Consider the following 16,437-nt stretch of genomic DNA (forward strand, 5'->3'; position numbering starts at 1 on the left):
GCGGCGATCATCAAGTCGGGCTGCGGCCTTATTACGGCTGGCCGCCACGACCATCGGCCGGAGCGACACGGCCGGAGCGACACGGCCGATGGTGCCTTCTACCGTCGCCTTTCGGCACGGATTGGAAAGCAGAAGGCGGTGACGCCAACCGCCCGCAAGATCGCCGTCCTGTTCTATAACGCCATCAGACATCGCATGACATATCAGGATCAGGGCGCTGCGGCCTATGACGAGAGGCATCGCCAAAGGGTTCTGGCTAACCGTAAGCGGCGCGCAAAGACCTTGGGTTACGCCTTGGCGCCCATGCCCAACCCAGAGGCTGTTTCTTAGGAAGCAACGCAGTTCTTCACGTGCCAAAAGCCGTGAGGTTCAGGTTTGTGGAAGAACACCGAGGTCAGTTTCCGACAGAGCGCTTGTGTCATGTCATGGAGGTTAGCGCGCGCGGATTGCGGGCTTTCCGTAGTCGCCCGGCCAGCCGTAGACAACGCAGTGATCTGGTGACGCTGGCACACATCAAGGAACAGTCTCGTCTCAGCCTGGGCAGCTATGGCAGGCTGCGGATGACCGAAGAGCTGAAGGAGATCGGCTTGGACGTGGGGCATCGCCGTGTTGGCAGATCAATGCGTCAGAACGGCATATCTGTTGTGAGAACACGCAAACATAAGGTGACGACAGACAGTGATCACACGTTCAACATTGCCCCGAACCTTGTTGATTGTCACTGAGAACTGACCCGGTAGCCCCATAAATTGTCACTGAGAATTGACCCATGTGAACACACTTCCCCGACGGTTTTGGTTGGGGTGATTTGGAGTGATCGACATGGGATTTTTGAGTGTCATTCGACGCTGGGCATTGCGTGACAAAATGCCGATACGCGAGATTGCCCGGCGGACGGGTTTGTCTCGGAATACTATCAAGAAGTATCTGCGCGAAGGTGCGGTGGAACCGCAGTTCAAGACGCCCAAGCGTCCAAGCAAGATGGATCCCTACGCGGATCGGCTGTCAGCCTGGCTTTTGATCCAGACGCGGAAGTCACGCAAAGAGCGGCGGACAGTGAAGCAAATGCATGCTGATCTGGTGAAGCTGGGATATGATAGCTCTTATGAACGCGTGGCAGCTTTCGCCCGGGCATGGCGTGAAGATCGGCATCGAGCGGAACAGACGACGGGGCGCGGCACCTACGTGCCTTTGGTGTTCGCGCCCGGCGAAGCCTTCCAATTCGATTGGAGCGAGGACTGGGGTCACGCCAAAGGCGTGCTTTCAGCACGACATCGGCGGTGAGCGCGTCAAACTTCAGGTCGCTCATATCAAACTGTCACACAGCCGCGCTTTCTTGGTGCGGGCCTACCCGCTGCAAACGCATGAGATGCTGTTTGACGCCCACTGGCATGCATTCCGTGTGTTCGGCGGCGTGCCTGGTCGCGGGATCTATGACAATATGAAGACCGCCGTTGATCGTGTGGGCAAAGGTAAGCAGCGAGACGTCAATGCACGCTTCAAGGCTATGGCCAGCCACTACGTGTTTGAGCCGGAGTTCTGCAATCCGGCGGCCGGTTGGGAGAAAGGCCAGGTTGAGAAGAATGTGCAGGATGCGCGCAACCGCATGTGGCAGGTCATGCCGGTCTGCGCCGATCTGGCAGAGCTGAACCAATGGCTTGAAGATCGTCACGCCACAGGCGTGCTTCCAGCACGACATCGCCCTTTGGACAGAGACACCGCACAAGGCTCTACCGGGGTCCATCGCTGACGTGTGGGAGGCCGAGAAGCCTACGCTGATGGCACTGCCCCCGGCATTCGATGGCTTCATCGAACACAGTAAGCGTGTGTCACCCACATGCCTGATCACGTTCGAACGCAATCGCTACAGCGTTCCCGCCAGCTTTGCGAACCGCCGTGTCAGTTTGCATGTCTATCCCGAACGGCTGATCGTGGTCGCTGAAGGGCAAACGGTGTGCGAGCATGCGCGGATCATCGAGCGGTCTCATCCACTGCCCCGGCAGTGCATGTTTACATGCATGAGAGGGGGCAAGCCCGGCAAGGTCATCTATGACTGGCGCCACTATCTCGCGCTCGTCCATTGTCCTCGGACCAATGGCGGACAAGGCCTCGCTCCAACGCAAACCGGGCGCACTTCGGAATGGTGCGCCGTTCACGCAGATGCCCGATGCCTTCCGTCAATTGCAGGATCACATGGCTCGCGTAAAGAAGGCGGTGACCGAGAGATGGTCGACATTCTGTCTTTGGTTCTTCAGCACAACGAAGAGGACGTTTTGTGTGCAGTGGAACTGGCACTTGAAGCAGGCGTCCCCACCAAGACGCATATCCTGAACCTGTTACATCGATTGATCGACCGCAGACCGACAGATCACCCCAAGGTCGATCCGCCGGACGCACTGGCATTGCAGACAACGCCAGTTGCCAACGTCGGTCGCTATGACGGGTTGCGCCAGACTGAGGAGAAGCGCCATGCGTCATGACCCGGCAGGAGCCTCTATCGTCATCATGCTGCGCAGCCTCAAGCTCTATGGCATGGCAAATGCGGTCGACGATCTGGTCGCCCAGGGCGCGCCAGCATTCGAGGCTGCCACGCCAATGCTGTCACAATTGCTCAAAGCCGAGATCGCCGAACGTGAGGTACGGTCCATCGCCTACCACACGAAGGTTGCCCGCTTCCCCGCATACAAAGATCTGACGGGCTTCGACTTTGCATCGAGTGAGATCAACGAAGCAACAGTGCGGCAGCTACACCGATGCGAGTTTATCGAAGCGGCCGAGAATGTCGTTTTGATCGGCGGTCCCGGAACGGGCAAGAGCCACACAGCCACAGCAATCGGCGTCCAAGCCATCGAACATCACCGGCGTAAGGTGCGCTTCTTCTCGACCGTGGAATTGGTCAACGCGCTGGAGCAGGAGAAGGCGCTTGGTAAGGCAGGCAAACTCGCTGAGATGCTGACGAAGGTCGACTTGGTCATCTTGGACGAACTCGGCTACCTGCCGTTCAGTTCATCTGGCGGGGCGCTGCTCTTCCATCTGCTCAGCAAACTCTACGAGCGCACCAGCGTCATCATCACCACAAACCTCAGATTCTCAGAATGGGCGCAGGTCTTCGGGGATGCAAAAATGACAACCGCGCTCCTCGATAGGCTGACCCACCGCTGCCACATCCTCGAAACCGGAAACGATAGCTACCGCTTCAAAGCCAGCGCTGAGGCTGCAAAGAAAACACGAAAGGAGGCCAAAACATTGACCACGTCATAAACCACGACGCATAACTGAGGGTGGGTCAAATCTCGGTGAAAATACCGGGTCAGTTCTCAGTGACAATCAACATCAATTCCTTGACCGCTGGACCGAGCTTTATAATACGGCTCAGGATCTTCCTGAATGGACGCCATTTGAATATGCATCGCCTGACCCGATGGATCGTTCTGCTGCGCGCCGTATTCTCGAGGAAATGCAGCCTAGTGGGAAGTTCGGAAAGGCAAGAAAGATAGGCCTATTCGGCGGTCGTTACCGTTTGGAAGTCAGAGGGCACTCATTCTTCGTAAGCTTGCGTGTAAACGCAACCTACGATGAAGATCGGCCCGGTAGCCCTTATAGACTGGCCTTCGAAAAAGGAAACCACGCGCGCTCCAGCAACTGCTTATCGCCGGATATTTCGGAAGAAATTCGCATTCGCCGCGGCGAAAGCAAAAGAATCGACGAGCGGAGCGATCCTCATCTGAAAGATATATTGGCGACGTGGGATGGCGAGACCGCTACCTTGCGCGAACTTATTGACCGATATGTTTTCGAAATATGTCAACTTGATGCGGCAAACTGGCCAAACCAGTAGTTTTTTCGCCGTCGCTGACTTGAAATTTGTACATTCTACCCATGCTCACCAGACATTAGAATATAACGCAGCGAAGGTCTGCTTTCCGCCTATTCCGTTGAAAAACTCTTGTTGATTTGTGGCTTGGTCGCTGATTCACTTTCGTTAGTGAAGCGGGGGGATCTGCGATGCTGGGACCAAGACAAGAGGCGCAGCACGCATTGTTTTACGAGTTCTCGATAGAGGATCATGTCCCGCAGGATCACCTGCTGCGATCCATCGACCGCTTCGTGGATCTGACAGGTATCCGCCAGCATCTGGCTCCGTTCTACAGCAATACCGGCCGCCCCTCCATCGATCCCGAGCTGCTGATCCGCATGCTCCTGGTCGGGTATTGCCTGGGCATCCGGTCGGAGCGGCGGCTCTGCGAAGAGGTGCATCTGAATCTCGCATACCGCTGGTTTTGTCGCCTCGATCTGGCGGATCGGGTGCCAGACCATTCCAGCTTTTCGAAGAACCGCCACGGCCGGTTCCGGGACAGCGACCTGTTGCGTCACGTGTTCGAGACGGTTGTCGCGCGGTGTATCGCGGAGGGTCTGGTCAGCGGCCAGCGCTTCGCAGCAGACGCAAGCCTGATCGAAGCCGATGCCAACAAGCAGAACTCGTCCGCCAAGGAAGACTGGCACCCTGAAGCCATAAATCCAGCGGATGCGTCGCGGGCCGTTCGGGAATATCTCGAAGTTCTCGATGATGCCGCCTTCGGCGCGGCCACGCCCGTCAAGCCGAAGTTCACGTCCCATTCCGACCCGTCAAGCCAGTGGACGGCTGCCCGCAAAGGCCCTGCGTTCTTTGCTTATTCGACGAACTACCTGATCGATACCCACCACGCCGTCATCGTCGATGTTGAAGCGACCCGGTCGATCCGGCAGGCCGAGGTCGGGTCCGTTCGCACGATGCTGGATCGGGTCAAAGACACGTTCGACCTGCATCCCGAGCGCATCATCGCAGACACCGCTTACGGTTCCGGGCCGATGCTGGGCTGGCTGGTGGACCGCAAGATCGCACCGCATATTCCGGTCATCGACAAGGCGGGCCGCACAGACGGCACGTGGTCTCGCGCTGACTTCGAATGGGACGCCGAGAACAACCAATACATCTGCCCGCAAGGCGAAACCCTCAAGCAATTCCGACGCAACTACTCAGACCCGAACCGTGGCCCGACCGGCAAGGGCGTAGCCAAGTATCAGGCCCTGAAGCTGACCTGCCAATCCTGCCCCTCGAAGCCGAAATGCTGCCCGAATGCCGACGCCCGCAAGATCACCCGCGAAGAGCATGAAGACGCCCGCCAGGTTGCCCGCGATATCGCCAGGACGGCGCAATACGCCGTCTCAATGCGGCTCCGTAAGAAGGTCGAGATGCTCTTCGCCCACCTCAACCGCATTCTGCGGCTGGTGCGGCTCCGATTGCGCGGTCCCAACGGCGCGAATGACGAATTCTTGCTCGCCGCCACCGCCCAAAACCTCCGGAAATTGGCCAAGATCCTTCCTGCACCGCAGCATGATCGCCCAGCCTGACAAGAAAGGCGCTTGCGCGCTCATCAGCACCTGAATTTCTGCGCGAGCAAACAGGTGTTTTTCAACAGAATCCGCCCATCTTAGTCGTATGCTGCGCTGCGTTGATTATCTTGCGACCTCTGCCCAGAAGGATGACTTCCGGGCATGGGCGTCCTCCAGCGCCTGCAGGTAGGCGGCGTGCGGGAGGTGCGGACCGTAGTTGCTGATACGGGTGTCAGCCTCGGCGCAGCTTTGGAGGTGGCGAGCGGCGTGACCGTAGCGGCCTTTGCGTTGCTGAGTGAGCGCGTAATCGATCAGGGCGCGCCAGAGGAGCACGGCTTGAAGCGGGTGGTTTGGAGCCAGTTCCTCTGCCAGCGGCGTCAGGATCTCGTAGACATTGCCATCAAGATCGGCGTGGCGCGCGTCGATCAACTGGCGGGCCAGTTGTAGGTCCTGCGTGGCGCGGCAGAACCACAGCGCTTTGGTCATCGATGGATAGGCCAGCACGATCGCGCGGGCGGCGTCGGCTGCATCGATATCCTCGAAATCCGGCTGCAGCTTCAGATGATGGCGCAGCGCATCGGGGCAGAGCCGCGCTTCGAACCGCGCCCAAAGCGCATCGCGCACCTCGTTCTTTCGCCCGAGCGCCGAGAGGCAGGCGAAATGCGCATCATCGAGCTCGCGCGGGTCATGCCAGTCGGACCGCTGATCAAGTTTCTGCGCGGCGAGGGCCGTGCGGATCAGCACGAGGGCCTCCTCGGGGCGGCCCGCGTCCAGAAGGCGGGTCGCGGCATCGGGGGCGATGGTGTGGTAGGTCAACTGCTCGGGCGTGTATTTCGCCATCCAGCTATCCACGTCGCCCTGCTGATCAGCCACCTCCTGCAAGATGCGCTCGAGCGTGCTGTTACGATGCCTACGGGCGCGGTTTTCGCGGTCGGATTTGCGGACATAGTCGTGGCGGGCCAGCTCTGCTGCCGTGATCGGCGCCTCGCATGCTGTGGTGGCCTTCTCCTTCAGCGCGGCCAGACCCTCTGGGCCGAGCGCGGGTGCAAGGGCCTTAATCGCGCGATCAAAAGCGCCGTAACCATCCGCAACCGTAACCTCAAGGATCTGTTCGGCCAGCATGTCGGGTGTAAGCTTCAGACGCGGAGCGATCTCACCGATCGCCTCCATCGCCGCGTGCATCGTGTCGCCGATGGTGCCCCAGCTGTCATCGGTGCGCTCGTGGATGGCTTCGGCCAGATGCAGCTGCGCCCAAAGGAGGTCAAAGGCCAGGCCCGGCGCGGTGGGCGCGATACGGGTCTCGATCAGCTGAATCGCCTCGGTCAGCTCCTGCGCGAGCTTTTTCTGCGAGGGGCGGTTGAGGAAACTCTTGCCCCGCCGGATCGCGGCAAAGCGCTTGCGGATATCGGCGGCAACCGTCTCGGGCCCGTCATCGGCGGCCAGAGCCATCCGCACCCTGCGCTGCCGCGCGGCATCGCCCTTCACTGCCTCAAGAAGCAGATCGGCCAGCACTTCCGCTCCGAGCGCGGTCAGGTTGGCTTTGTTGAGGGATTTGCCGGCCATGAAATACGCCCTTGGGTCTGAGAGATCGGCTTAGCCTAGCCGATGGCGAGGGGAAATCAGCATATGGAAAAGGCGCCCAGTGGGCGCCCTATATATAGATCTTGGGGAAAGCTTAGCCTGCGTTGGGAAAAACTCAGGTTAGTTTTACAAACGTCAGTGCGTCCAAACCTGACGGCGGTTTGTGGCGAAGTTTTCGCCATATCCGCCGGCGCGCACGTTGTGGGCGCGGGATTTGGGGTCCTGGACGGCGGCGTCGATGCCGTTTGCTTTGGCATAGTCCAGTGCCGCTTCCTTGGTGGGGAAACGGAGGCGGACCTGGCTTTGGGTGTCGTCAGAGGAGGTCCAGCCCATCAAAGGGTCCACTTCGCGGCTTGATGCCGGTGCGAAATCCAGCACCCAATCTTTGGTCTTGGCTTGGCCGGACTGCATCGCTGTGCGGGCGGGTTGGTAGATACGTGCGCGCATCTGCGGCTCCTTGAGCTAGAGGCTGGAAAAGGCTGGGACGCCGCCGCATGGGGGCGGCCAGCCGGTTGCGAGCTTTATCCCCCAGCCACGTCGCCCGATCAAGTGTGATTTACGTTGAAATTCTGCCCATCTAGCGCAGGATCGGACAAAGATGCCCTCAAACCGCCGACCCGTGAGAGGTCGACGGTCTGGGAAGGAACCGTGAGTGGTTAAGAGGTGATCGCCCGACCTGCGACACTGGAGCGAGGGGTGGGGTGGGTGGGTATATGTCGCGGGTCGGGTCAATCGATCTTGCTGCTTGCCTCTTCAGGCTAGGTCGATTTTTCCGACAAAACAAGAAAAATAATCGCTTAAGTTGTGCATAAATTCAAAAAATTCAGCCTAAAGTGGTAACAATTTCTTAACCTTTGCGCAGATAGGGCGATGTATTGGCCGGCGCCCTTGATAATGGAACAAATGCGGACCATTTCTAGTCTTGCACCGACCTGCCGCAAGGAGCCCGCTTTGGACGCCCCAGATTATCCGCTGACCGCGCCGACCCCTGACGTGCGCAACCGCCCCAAGCTGGAGGGCGGCAAAGCCTTTGTGCTGAATTCCGAATTTGCGCCGGCAGGGGATCAGCCGACCGCAATCAAGGAACTTGTGGGCGGCGTATTGCAGGGCGAACGCGATCAGGTGCTTTTGGGGGCAACGGGCACCGGCAAGACTTTCACCATGGCGAAAATCATCGAGGAGACCCAGCGCCCCGCGATCATTCTTGCGCCAAACAAGACGCTGGCGGCGCAGCTCTACGGAGAATTCAAAGGGTTTTTCCCCGATAACGCCGTTGAGTATTTCGTGTCCTTTTACGACTACTACCAGCCCGAGGCCTATGTCGCGCGCTCGGATACGTTCATCGAAAAAGAAAGCCAGATCAACGACCAGATCGACCGGATGCGCCATGCGGCGACGCGCGCTTTGCTGGAGCGCGATGATGTGATCATCGTTGCATCGGTGTCGTGTATCTACGGGATCGGGAGCGTCGAAACCTACGGGGCGATGACGCAGGACCTGAAGGTTGGTGAAAATTATGATCAGCGTCAGGTCATCGGTGACCTGATTGCCCAGCAATACAAGCGCAACGATGCCGCCTTCCAGCGGGGCACGTTTCGGGTGCGCGGCGATAGCGTCGAAGTTTGGCCCGCCCACCTGGATGATGCGGCATGGCGGTTGTCGTTCTTTGGCGAGGAACTGGAGGGAATCGTTGAGTTCGACCCGCTGACAGGGGCCAAATCCGGCGCGATGGACCATGTGCGGGTCTATGCGAATTCGCACTATGTCACCCCCAAACCGGCGATGCGCACCGCCTTGCAAGGCATCAAGAAAGAGCTGCGCGTGCGGTTGGATCAACTCACAAACGAGGGGAAACTGCTTGAGGCGCAGCGGCTCGAACAGCGCACGAATTTTGACATCGAGATGTTGGAAGCGACCGGGGTGTGCAACGGAATCGAGAATTATTCGCGCTATCTCACAGGGCGCGCGCCCGGCGAGCCGCCGCCCACTTTGTTCGAGTTTATCCCCGATAATGCCATTGTTTTTGCGGATGAATCCCATGTTTCCGTGCCCCAGATCGGCGGCATGTACAAAGGAGACTTCCGGCGCAAGATGACCTTGGCCGAACACGGGTTCCGCTTGCCATCCTGTATGGACAACCGACCGCTCAAATTCGAGGAATGGGATGCGATGCGCCCGCAGTCGGTATTCGTGTCCGCCACCCCCGCCGCTTGGGAACTGGAACAGACCGGCGGTGTGTTCACCGAGCAGATCATCCGTCCTACCGGCCTGCTGGATCCGGTGATCGAGATCCGTCCCGTCGATACGCAGGTCGATGACCTGATCGACGAAGCGCGGCGGGTGATCGACAACGGAATGCGGGTTCTGTGCACTACGCTGACCAAACGCATGGCCGAGGATTTGACCGAATACATGCATGAGCAGGGCATCAAAGTGCGCTACATGCATTCCGATATCGACACGATCGAGCGGATCGAAATCCTGCGCGACCTGCGGCTTGGCGCTTTTGACGTGCTGATCGGGATCAACCTGTTGCGCGAGGGGCTCGATATTCCCGAATGCGGGCTGGTGGCGATTCTGGATGCCGACAAAGAGGGCTTTTTGCGCTCGGAAACCTCGCTGATCCAGACCATCGGGCGCGCGGCGCGCAATGCCGACGGGCGGGTGATCCTGTATGCCGACAAGATCACCGGCTCGATGGAGCGGGCGATGGGCGAAACCGAACGCCGCCGCGAACGCCAGATGGCCTACAACCTTGAGCATGGCATCACGCCGCAGACGGTCAAAAAGAACGTCGAGGATGTGCTGGCCGGCCTCTACAAGGGCGATGTGGACATGAACCGCGTCACCGCAACGATCGACGCGCCACTTGCGGGGGGAAATTTGGCGGCGGTTTTGGAGGGCATGCGGGCCGATATGCGCAAAGCCGCCGAAAACCTGGAGTTCGAGGAAGCGGCGCGACTGCGCGACGAGGTCAAGCGCCTCGAAGCGGTCGAGCTGGCCATTGCGGACGACCCGATGGCGCGTCAGTCGGCGGTCGAAGCGGCGTCAAGCGCGCGCGGGCGCTCGACGGGCGGCAAAGGCGGCACGCGCAGCTATCGCGGACAGGCCAAAAAGAAGTTCTAGGCCGGCTGAGCGTTCCTGCTTTGGGGCGTGCGGGGGTCAGAGGCCTTTGCGCGCCCGCAGGGCGGCGGAAATCGTGCCCTCGTCGAGATAGTCCAATTCGCCGCCCACGGGCACCCCTTGGGCGAGGGAGGTGAGGGTGCACAGGCCGCCCAACTCGTCGGCGATGTAATGCGCGGTGGTTTGGCCGTCCACCGTCGCCCCGAGCGCAAGGATGACCTCGCGCACACCCTCGTCGCGGACCCGCGCTTTGAGTTGGGGGATACGCAGCTCATCGGGGCCGATGGCATCCAGCGCCGAGAGGGTGCCGCCCAGCACATGGTAGCGCCCGCCAAACACCTGCGCGCGCTCCATCGCCCAAAGATCGGCCACATCCTCGACCACGCAAATCTCGCCCGTTGCCCGTTTGTCCGAGGCGCAAATGTCGCAGATTTCCGCGGTGCCGATATTCCCGCAGGTCACGCAATCGCGGGCGCGCGTCGCCACTTCGGCCATGGCCGTGGCCAGCGGCACCATCACGCGGCTGCGCTTTTTAAGCAGATGCAACACCGCGCGCCGCGCTGAACGCGGGCCCAAGCCGGGCAGCTTGGCCATCAGCGCGATGAGCGCCTCGATCTCGCGGGCGGCGTCGTTCACGCGCGCCTCAGAACGGCATCTTGAAATCGGCGGGCAGGCCGAGGCCTTGGGTGATTTCTTCCATTTCGCGCTGTGAACGTTCCTGTGCGCGGGCCTGCGCATCCTTGATGGCCGCCAGGATCAGGTCTTCGACCACCTCTTTTTCGGTGGGCTGGAAGATCGAGGGATCGATGTCGAGGCCGGTCAGCACGCCCTTGGCGGTGGCTGTCGCCTTGACCAATCCGGCACCGCTTTCGCCGACAACGGTGATCGTGTCGAGCCGCTCTTGCAGCTCGCCCACTTTGCCTTGCATCTCTTGTGCGGCTTTCATCATCTTGGCCATATCGCCCAGACCGCCCAAACCTTTTAGCATGTTTTAATCCTCTTCAAACGGGTCCCATTCGTCCTCGACCTCAGGCAGCGCCTCGACGGCGGCCTCCTGAGCAAGGGCTTGCGGGGTTTTGATGTTGGTAATCTTCGCGCCCGGAAAGGCTTCGAATACCGCGTTGACCAGCGGGTGCGCGCGCACCTCGGCCTCACGCGCCAGTTTTTCTTCGGCGCGGATTTCGGCCATGGTCGGCGCGCCACCGGTGTTGACAAGCGTCACTGTCCAGCTTGCGCCCGTGTAGCTTACCAGCCGCGATTTCAACCGGCCGGGAAGATCGCCGGGCGCGCCGGGTTTCATCACGAACTCAAGGCGTCCGGGCGTGTATTTCGCCACGCTGACGTAGGTTTCCACCTCGAACAAGAGCACGGCGTCGCGGTGCAGGCGGATCAGTTCGACCACATCGTCAAAGCCTGCGTAGCGGGCCAGCTGTTCTTCGGGCGCTTGGGCCAGGGCGGTCGCCGCACCCGAGGCCATGACCGCGCCATGGGTGACCTGCGGGCCGGAGGCCATGTTGCCCTGTGCGTTCAAACTGCTGCCCGCTGCGCCCGCATATGCGCCGCCGCCCGAGGGCGGGCGCGGGGGCGGGCTTTCGGCGTTCAGCCGTTTTACCAGATCTTCGGGGGCGGGCAGGTCGGCCACATGGGTAAGGCGGATCACGGCCATTTCCGCCGCCATCATCGCATTGGGCGCGGCGGCGACTTCTTCGAGGGCTTTCAACAACATCTGCCACAGGCGGGTGAGCACCCGCATCGCAATCGCATCGGCCATGGCTTTGCCCCGGTCGCGCTCGTCGGGGCTGATGGTGGGATCATCCAGACTTTCGGGGGTCACTTTGATCACCGACACCCAATGGGTGATTTCCGCCAGATCGCGCAGGACCGCCATCGGGTCGGCCCCGTCGGCATATTGGCGGCTGAGTTCGGTCAGCGCCCCCGCTGCATCGCCGCGCAACACCAGATCAAAGAGGTCCAGAACCCGCCCGCGATCCGCAAGGCCAAGCATGGCGCGCACCTGATCGACCGTGGTTTCCCCCGCGCCGTGACTGATCGCCTGATCCAGCAGCGAGGTCGCATCGCGCGCCGACCCTTCGGCGGCGCGGGTGATCAGCGCCAGCGCGTCATCGGTGATGTCGCCGCCCTCGCTGCTGGCAATCTTGCGCAGCAGGGCCATCATCACCTCGGGTTCGATCCGGCGCAAATCGAACCGCTGGCAGCGCGACAGGACCGTGACCGGAACCTTGCGGATTTCGGTCGTGGCAAAGATGAATTTGACGTGTTCCGGTGGTTCCTCCAGCGTTTTGAGCAGCGCGTTGAAGGCGCTGGTCGAGAGCATGTGAACCTCATCGATGATGTAGATTTTATAGCGGGCGGATGCGGCGCGATAGTGAACGGAATCAATGATTTCACGGATGTCGCCCACCCCCGTGCGCGAGGCGGCGTCCATTTCCATCACATCGACATGACGGCCCTCGGAAATCGCCGCGCAATGCTCGCAGGTCCCGCAGGGTTCGGTCGTCGGCCCCCCCGTGCCATCCGCACCAACGCAGTTCATGCCTTTGGCGATGATGCGCGCGGTGGTGGTTTTGCCGGTGCCGCGAATGCCCGTCATGATGAAGGCCTGTGCGATCCGGTCGGCGGCAAAAGCATTTTTGAGGGTGCGCACCATCGCATCCTGCCCGACGAGATCGGCGAAGGTTTCAGGGCGGTACTTGCGCGCAAGAACCTTGTAATCCGCTTGGCTGCTCATCGTCGTCTCCCGTGGTGTCGCCATAAACTAAGGGCGCGCGCGTGGCCCTGCAACCACCCAAGCGCGGCGCTGCGGGTTATTCGCCGCGCTTGCCGCGCTTGGCTTTCATCGCGGATTTATAGGTTTTGGAAAACTTGCGCCCGCGCTGGCGGGTTTCCGCGATGGTTTCCGAATTGGCCGCATCTTCGGCCTTGAGCTTGCGCCAGCGCTCCAGACGTTCGGCGTTCAGACGGCCCGCCCGAACAGCTGCCTGCACCGCACAACCCGGTTCGGTCTGGTGTTTACAGTCGGAAAATTTGCAGTCGGTTTCCAGATCGGTGATGTCCTCGAACAGCGTGGCGATGCCCGCCGCCGTATCCACCAGCGCCAGTTCGCGCATGCCAGGGGTGTCGATCAGCCAGCCGCCCGCGTGCATCCGGTGCATCGAGCGCGCGGTGGTGGTGTGACGCCCTTTGGCGTCGTCCTCGCGGATGTCGCCCGTCGCCAGATCGGCCCCCGACAGCCGCTTGCCGATGGTCGATTTTCCGACACCGGAACTGCCCACCAGCGCAATCGTCTGGCCCGTCCCGCACCAGTGTTCGAGCCGCGCGATATCGTCCAGATCTTTGGCGTTGATCGCGATTGCCTCGACGCGGGGGGAAATTGCCTCGGCGCGTGCAAGATACTCGGCCGGGGTGCCAAGCGCCTTGTCGGCTTTGGTCAGGATCACCACGGGGGTTGTTTCGGCCTCGATGGCCAAGGCCACGTAGCGTTCCAGCCGCGCCTCGTTGAAATCGGCATTGCAGGAGGTGGTGATGAACAGCGTGTCGATGTTGGCGGCGATCAACTGCGCGGCGGCGGTCGCCCCGGCGGCGCGGCGGCGAATCACGGAGCGGCGCTCCAGCACGCGCGCCAGGCGGCCAGCGTCCATGTCGCCAAGGGCAAAGTCGCCCACGGCCAGATCGGTCGCCACCATGTCGCCTGATAATGCCATTTCGACCACGTCAAGCGCGGGCGTCAGGGCCATGACACGGTTGCGCCGCACCTCCGACAGGCGCAGCGGCACAAGGCCTGCCTCCTCGGGCGTGATCTGATCGGCAAAAGTGTCGGACCACCCCAAAAGGGTGACGTCAGGGTCATTCATGAGTGCATTCCGTTGGGCGCACGGGTGCGCAGGCGCTTGGGCGCAGTCTACGCGGGTTTGACGCGCCAAACGAGGGCTAAATCGAGTGGGCGAAGGGGACACGTCCGGGGAGGAGGAATAGGGATGCCTTGGCGCGCGCGTTTAGCGCTGCGATGCCGATCACGCACCCTGTAGAAACGCACCCGGCTGCGCGCAGGCCGGATGCCAAAGGCGAAAAGGTGAGAGGCTGGACAACGACCCAAGCGGGGCTCGTTACGGCTGCTTCCTTCCGGACCTGACCGGGTTGGCGAGGCGCTCGCCCGCGCCAACCTCTCACCGCCCCACTTAAGGAAGGCGGATTATAAAAGCAAGGGGGAGGGGCGCTATTCCTTTGGGCCAGAATCCTTTGGGCCAGAATCCTTTGGGCCAGAATCCTTTGGGCCAGAATCCTTTGGGCCGGTGACCCTGCAAGGACCAAAGCGGGGGTTGCCGCCCGCTTTGGTCGGCTCGCAGCGGCTCAGAGAGCGATGCGGAACCGCGCAAACCCATCCGATCCTGCGCCCTCTTGGGTGATGTCGAGTGCGGTCATCGCCGCAACGTAATCGGCGGCTTTGGGGCCGGTTTCGAACAGGACCGTGGTGTCGGGCATCGCCACAAAGGACCAGTTGTTATTGGCCTTGGGGTCGACGGTGCCCTGATCCACAATGTATCGTACAACGATATCGCGATTGGTGTCGGGTCCTTCAAAAACAATGGTCGAACCATCGGCGCCGGGAAAGGTGCCACCGCCTCCGGCGCGGTAATTATTGGTGGCGACGATAAATTCCATGTCATCGGTGACCGGCGCGCCCGCATAGGTCAGATCCACGATGCGATTGGCTTGTGCGTTGATAACACCGCCATCCCTGTCGAACATCAGCGGCTGGCTGAGGTCGATTTTATAGCTGACCCCGTCGATCACGTCGAAATTATACGAGGGAAATTCGGCATTGAGCAGCATCTCGTCCGTGCTGCCCTGCGGGATCTGATTGAACATGCCAGCGGAGCGCTCCAGCCAACCTTTCAACTGTGCTCCGTTGATTTTTACAGCGCGGATCGTGTTGGGGTAGAGGTAGAGATCGGCCACGTTTTTGATGGCGACATCCCCAACGGGTACATCGGTGTAATAGTCCGGCCCCGCGCGCCCTCCCGCCTTGAACGGCGCCGCCGCAGAAAGCAGGGGCAGGGCCTCGAATTCGGTGCCCTTCATCATCTGCGCCATATACCACATCTGGGCATTGGACACGATCTGGACCGAAGGGTCGTCGGCCACCAGCGCGAAATAGCTGTGCAGCGGGGCGGCCGTTTTGCCAACAGCGCGCCGCACATAGTCCAACGTCTGGCTGTGGATGTCAGCGACCGAGGCTTCGACGCGGGCGTTGCTTTCAACGAGGGGCGTGACCGTGCGGTCCTCGCCGCGCTCAAAGATGGGGCGCGTTTGCACGCTGGTGGTGACAATACGCCACGCACCCGCCTCGCGTTCGAGCATCAGGTCGATGACCCCCAGATGCGAGCCCCAAAATCCGCCCATCACCGTCGGTTTGCCGTGCACGGTGCCACTGGCGGCATCGACGGCGGCCATATCCGCGAAAGCGGGCGAGGGAAACACGAGGTGCGAGTGGCCGGTCATCAGCGCGTCAATGCCCGCCACGCCGGCCAGCGGGACGGAGGCATTTTCCATCAGATCGGTGTGATTGGCCGCGCCGATCCCCGAGTGCGAGAGGGCGAAAATAATGTCCGCCCCTTCTTCGCGCATCTGCGGGACATAGGCCTGCGCGGTGTCAACGATATCGCGCACGGTGACCGCGCCTTCAAGGTGCTTGCGGTCCCATGTCATGATCTGGGGCGGGACGAAGCCAATAAATCCTACTTTGATTTTCTGCGGCTGGCCCGCGCCATCCATCACCGTTTTCTCGAGAATGATATAGGGCTTTACCAAGGTGACATCGTCGCGGGCTGTCGCGCCCTGTTCTTTGACGACATTCGCTGAAACAACAGGGAATTTTGCCCCTGCAAGCGACTTCATCAGAAAATCGAGCCCGTAGTTGAATTCATGGTTTCCAAGCGTCGAGGCATCGAACCCCAATGTGTTCATCGCGGTGATGACGGGGTGCATGTCGCCCTCTTTCATACCGCGTTCATAGGCGATGTAGTCGCCCATCGGATTGCCCTGTAGAAAGTCGCCGTTGTCTACCAACATAGAATTCGTGGCTTCGGCGCGGATTTTGTCAATATGGGATGCAGTCCGCGCCAGCCCGACCGTATCGACCGGCTTGTCTGCATAATAGTCGTAGGGAAACACATGGACATGTAGATCGGTTGTCTCCATCACCCGCAGGTGAACCTGACCAGCGGCCGCATGGGCGGAAAAAGGATGGAGAGCGATCATAGACGCACCTGCGATGGTGCCGGACAGGAACGTGCGGCGGGAGAAAGAATTGTGATCCTGTGTCAATTTGACCTCCTGGGG

At 60.7% G+C, this 16,437-nt stretch carries 11 protein-coding genes, 1 other RNA gene and 3 pseudogenes; 7 read left to right on the plus strand and 8 right to left on the minus strand.

What is annotated here, in order from left to right; translation table 11 throughout:
* From AQS8620_RS17230 to AQS8620_RS09630, 6 genes and pseudogenes are all read left to right on the plus strand, one after another.
* A pseudogene (locus AQS8620_RS17230) lies at positions 1-330 on the plus strand (hypothetical protein); the annotation flags it as partial.
* A 2-nt stretch (positions 331-332) separates the two neighbouring features.
* A pseudogene (locus AQS8620_RS09615) lies at positions 333-716 on the plus strand (IS3 family transposase); the annotation flags it as partial.
* Positions 717-822: 106 nt separating this feature from the next.
* Positions 823-2,480, plus strand: a pseudogene (istA, locus tag AQS8620_RS09620) (IS21 family transposase).
* Positions 2,470-3,261 carry an IS21-like element helper ATPase IstB gene (istB, locus tag AQS8620_RS09625; RefSeq protein WP_085836657.1) on the plus strand — a complete coding sequence of 264 codons (792 nt, stop codon included), beginning with the start codon at positions 2,470-2,472 and terminating at the stop codon, positions 3,259-3,261. The pseudogene istA and the gene istB overlap by 11 nt, the downstream one beginning before the upstream one ends.
* A gap of 160 nt (positions 3,262-3,421) precedes the next feature.
* The gene (locus AQS8620_RS17080) at positions 3,422-3,838 is read left to right on the plus strand and encodes a hypothetical protein (protein ID WP_159453227.1); all 417 of its coding nucleotides are present in this window, start codon (positions 3,422-3,424) and stop codon (positions 3,836-3,838) included.
* 167 nt (positions 3,839-4,005) lie between these two features.
* On the plus strand, positions 4,006-5,391 hold the full coding sequence (locus tag AQS8620_RS09630; RefSeq protein WP_085836658.1) for an IS1182 family transposase: 1,386 nt from the start codon (positions 4,006-4,008) through the stop codon (positions 5,389-5,391).
* A 105-nt stretch (positions 5,392-5,496) separates the two neighbouring features.
* Here AQS8620_RS09630 and AQS8620_RS09635 read toward each other — a convergent pair whose 3' ends face one another.
* Together AQS8620_RS09635 and AQS8620_RS09640 are read right to left on the minus strand one after the other, a co-directional pair.
* A complete protein-coding gene (locus tag AQS8620_RS09635; RefSeq protein ID WP_085836659.1) occupies positions 5,497-6,936 on the minus strand; it encodes a DUF6880 family protein in 1,440 nt (479 codons plus the stop codon).
* Between the two features lie 153 nt (positions 6,937-7,089).
* The gene (locus AQS8620_RS09640) at positions 7,090-7,401 is read right to left on the minus strand and encodes an ETC complex I subunit (protein WP_085836660.1); all 312 of its coding nucleotides are present in this window, start codon (positions 7,399-7,401) and stop codon (positions 7,090-7,092) included.
* Between the two features lie 504 nt (positions 7,402-7,905).
* Here AQS8620_RS09640 and uvrB point away from each other — a divergent pair.
* Complete coding sequence (uvrB, locus tag AQS8620_RS09645) at positions 7,906-10,080, plus strand: excinuclease ABC subunit UvrB (protein ID WP_306345905.1); 2,175 nt, start codon at positions 7,906-7,908, stop codon at positions 10,078-10,080.
* A 36-nt stretch (positions 10,081-10,116) separates the two neighbouring features.
* Here uvrB and recR read toward each other — a convergent pair whose 3' ends face one another.
* The 6 genes from recR to AQS8620_RS09675 form a co-directional block, all read right to left on the minus strand.
* Entirely contained in the window at positions 10,117-10,713 is a 597-nt protein-coding gene (gene recR, locus AQS8620_RS09650) for a recombination mediator RecR (protein WP_268805404.1), read from the minus strand.
* Positions 10,714-10,720: 7 nt separating this feature from the next.
* The gene (locus AQS8620_RS09655) at positions 10,721-11,065 is read right to left on the minus strand and encodes a YbaB/EbfC family nucleoid-associated protein (RefSeq protein WP_085836662.1); all 345 of its coding nucleotides are present in this window, start codon (positions 11,063-11,065) and stop codon (positions 10,721-10,723) included.
* A gap of 3 nt (positions 11,066-11,068) precedes the next feature.
* Entirely contained in the window at positions 11,069-12,826 is a 1,758-nt protein-coding gene (locus AQS8620_RS09660; RefSeq protein ID WP_085836663.1) for a DNA polymerase III subunit gamma/tau, read from the minus strand.
* Between the two features lie 76 nt (positions 12,827-12,902).
* Entirely contained in the window at positions 12,903-13,949 is a 1,047-nt protein-coding gene (rsgA, locus tag AQS8620_RS09665) for a ribosome small subunit-dependent GTPase A (protein ID WP_085836664.1), read from the minus strand.
* Between the two features lie 216 nt (positions 13,950-14,165).
* An RNA gene (gene ffs, locus AQS8620_RS09670) (signal recognition particle sRNA small type) lies at positions 14,166-14,264 on the minus strand.
* Positions 14,265-14,445: 181 nt separating this feature from the next.
* A complete protein-coding gene (locus AQS8620_RS09675) occupies positions 14,446-16,356 on the minus strand; it encodes a bifunctional 2',3'-cyclic-nucleotide 2'-phosphodiesterase/3'-nucleotidase (protein WP_234990454.1) in 1,911 nt (636 codons plus the stop codon).
* Positions 16,357-16,437: the final 81 nt, after the last annotated feature.

Origin of the sequence: Aquimixticola soesokkakensis (genome assembly GCF_900172375.1) — a bacterium.
In the GTDB taxonomy this organism is placed as follows: Bacteria; Pseudomonadota; Alphaproteobacteria; order Rhodobacterales; family Rhodobacteraceae; genus Aquimixticola; species Aquimixticola soesokkakensis.

Coding starts and splice junctions, on each gene's coding strand:
- istB (WP_085836657.1), top strand. CDS start 2,470: ATGCGTCATGACCCGGCAGGAGCCTCTATCGTCATCATGCTGCGCAGC.
- AQS8620_RS17080 (WP_159453227.1), top strand. CDS start 3,422: ATGGATCGTTCTGCTGCGCGCCGTATTCTCGAGGAAATGCAGCCTAGT.
- AQS8620_RS09630 (WP_085836658.1), top strand. CDS start 4,006: ATGCTGGGACCAAGACAAGAGGCGCAGCACGCATTGTTTTACGAGTTC.
- AQS8620_RS09635 (WP_085836659.1), bottom strand. CDS start 6,936: ATGGCCGGCAAATCCCTCAACAAAGCCAACCTGACCGCGCTCGGAGCG.
- AQS8620_RS09640 (WP_085836660.1), bottom strand. CDS start 7,401: ATGCGCGCACGTATCTACCAACCCGCCCGCACAGCGATGCAGTCCGGC.
- AQS8620_RS09655 (WP_085836662.1), bottom strand. CDS start 11,065: ATGCTAAAAGGTTTGGGCGGTCTGGGCGATATGGCCAAGATGATGAAA.
- AQS8620_RS09660 (WP_085836663.1), bottom strand. CDS start 12,826: ATGAGCAGCCAAGCGGATTACAAGGTTCTTGCGCGCAAGTACCGCCCT.
- rsgA (WP_085836664.1), bottom strand. CDS start 13,949: ATGAATGACCCTGACGTCACCCTTTTGGGGTGGTCCGACACTTTTGCC.
- AQS8620_RS09675 (WP_234990454.1), bottom strand. CDS start 16,356: ATGATCGCTCTCCATCCTTTTTCCGCCCATGCGGCCGCTGGTCAGGTT.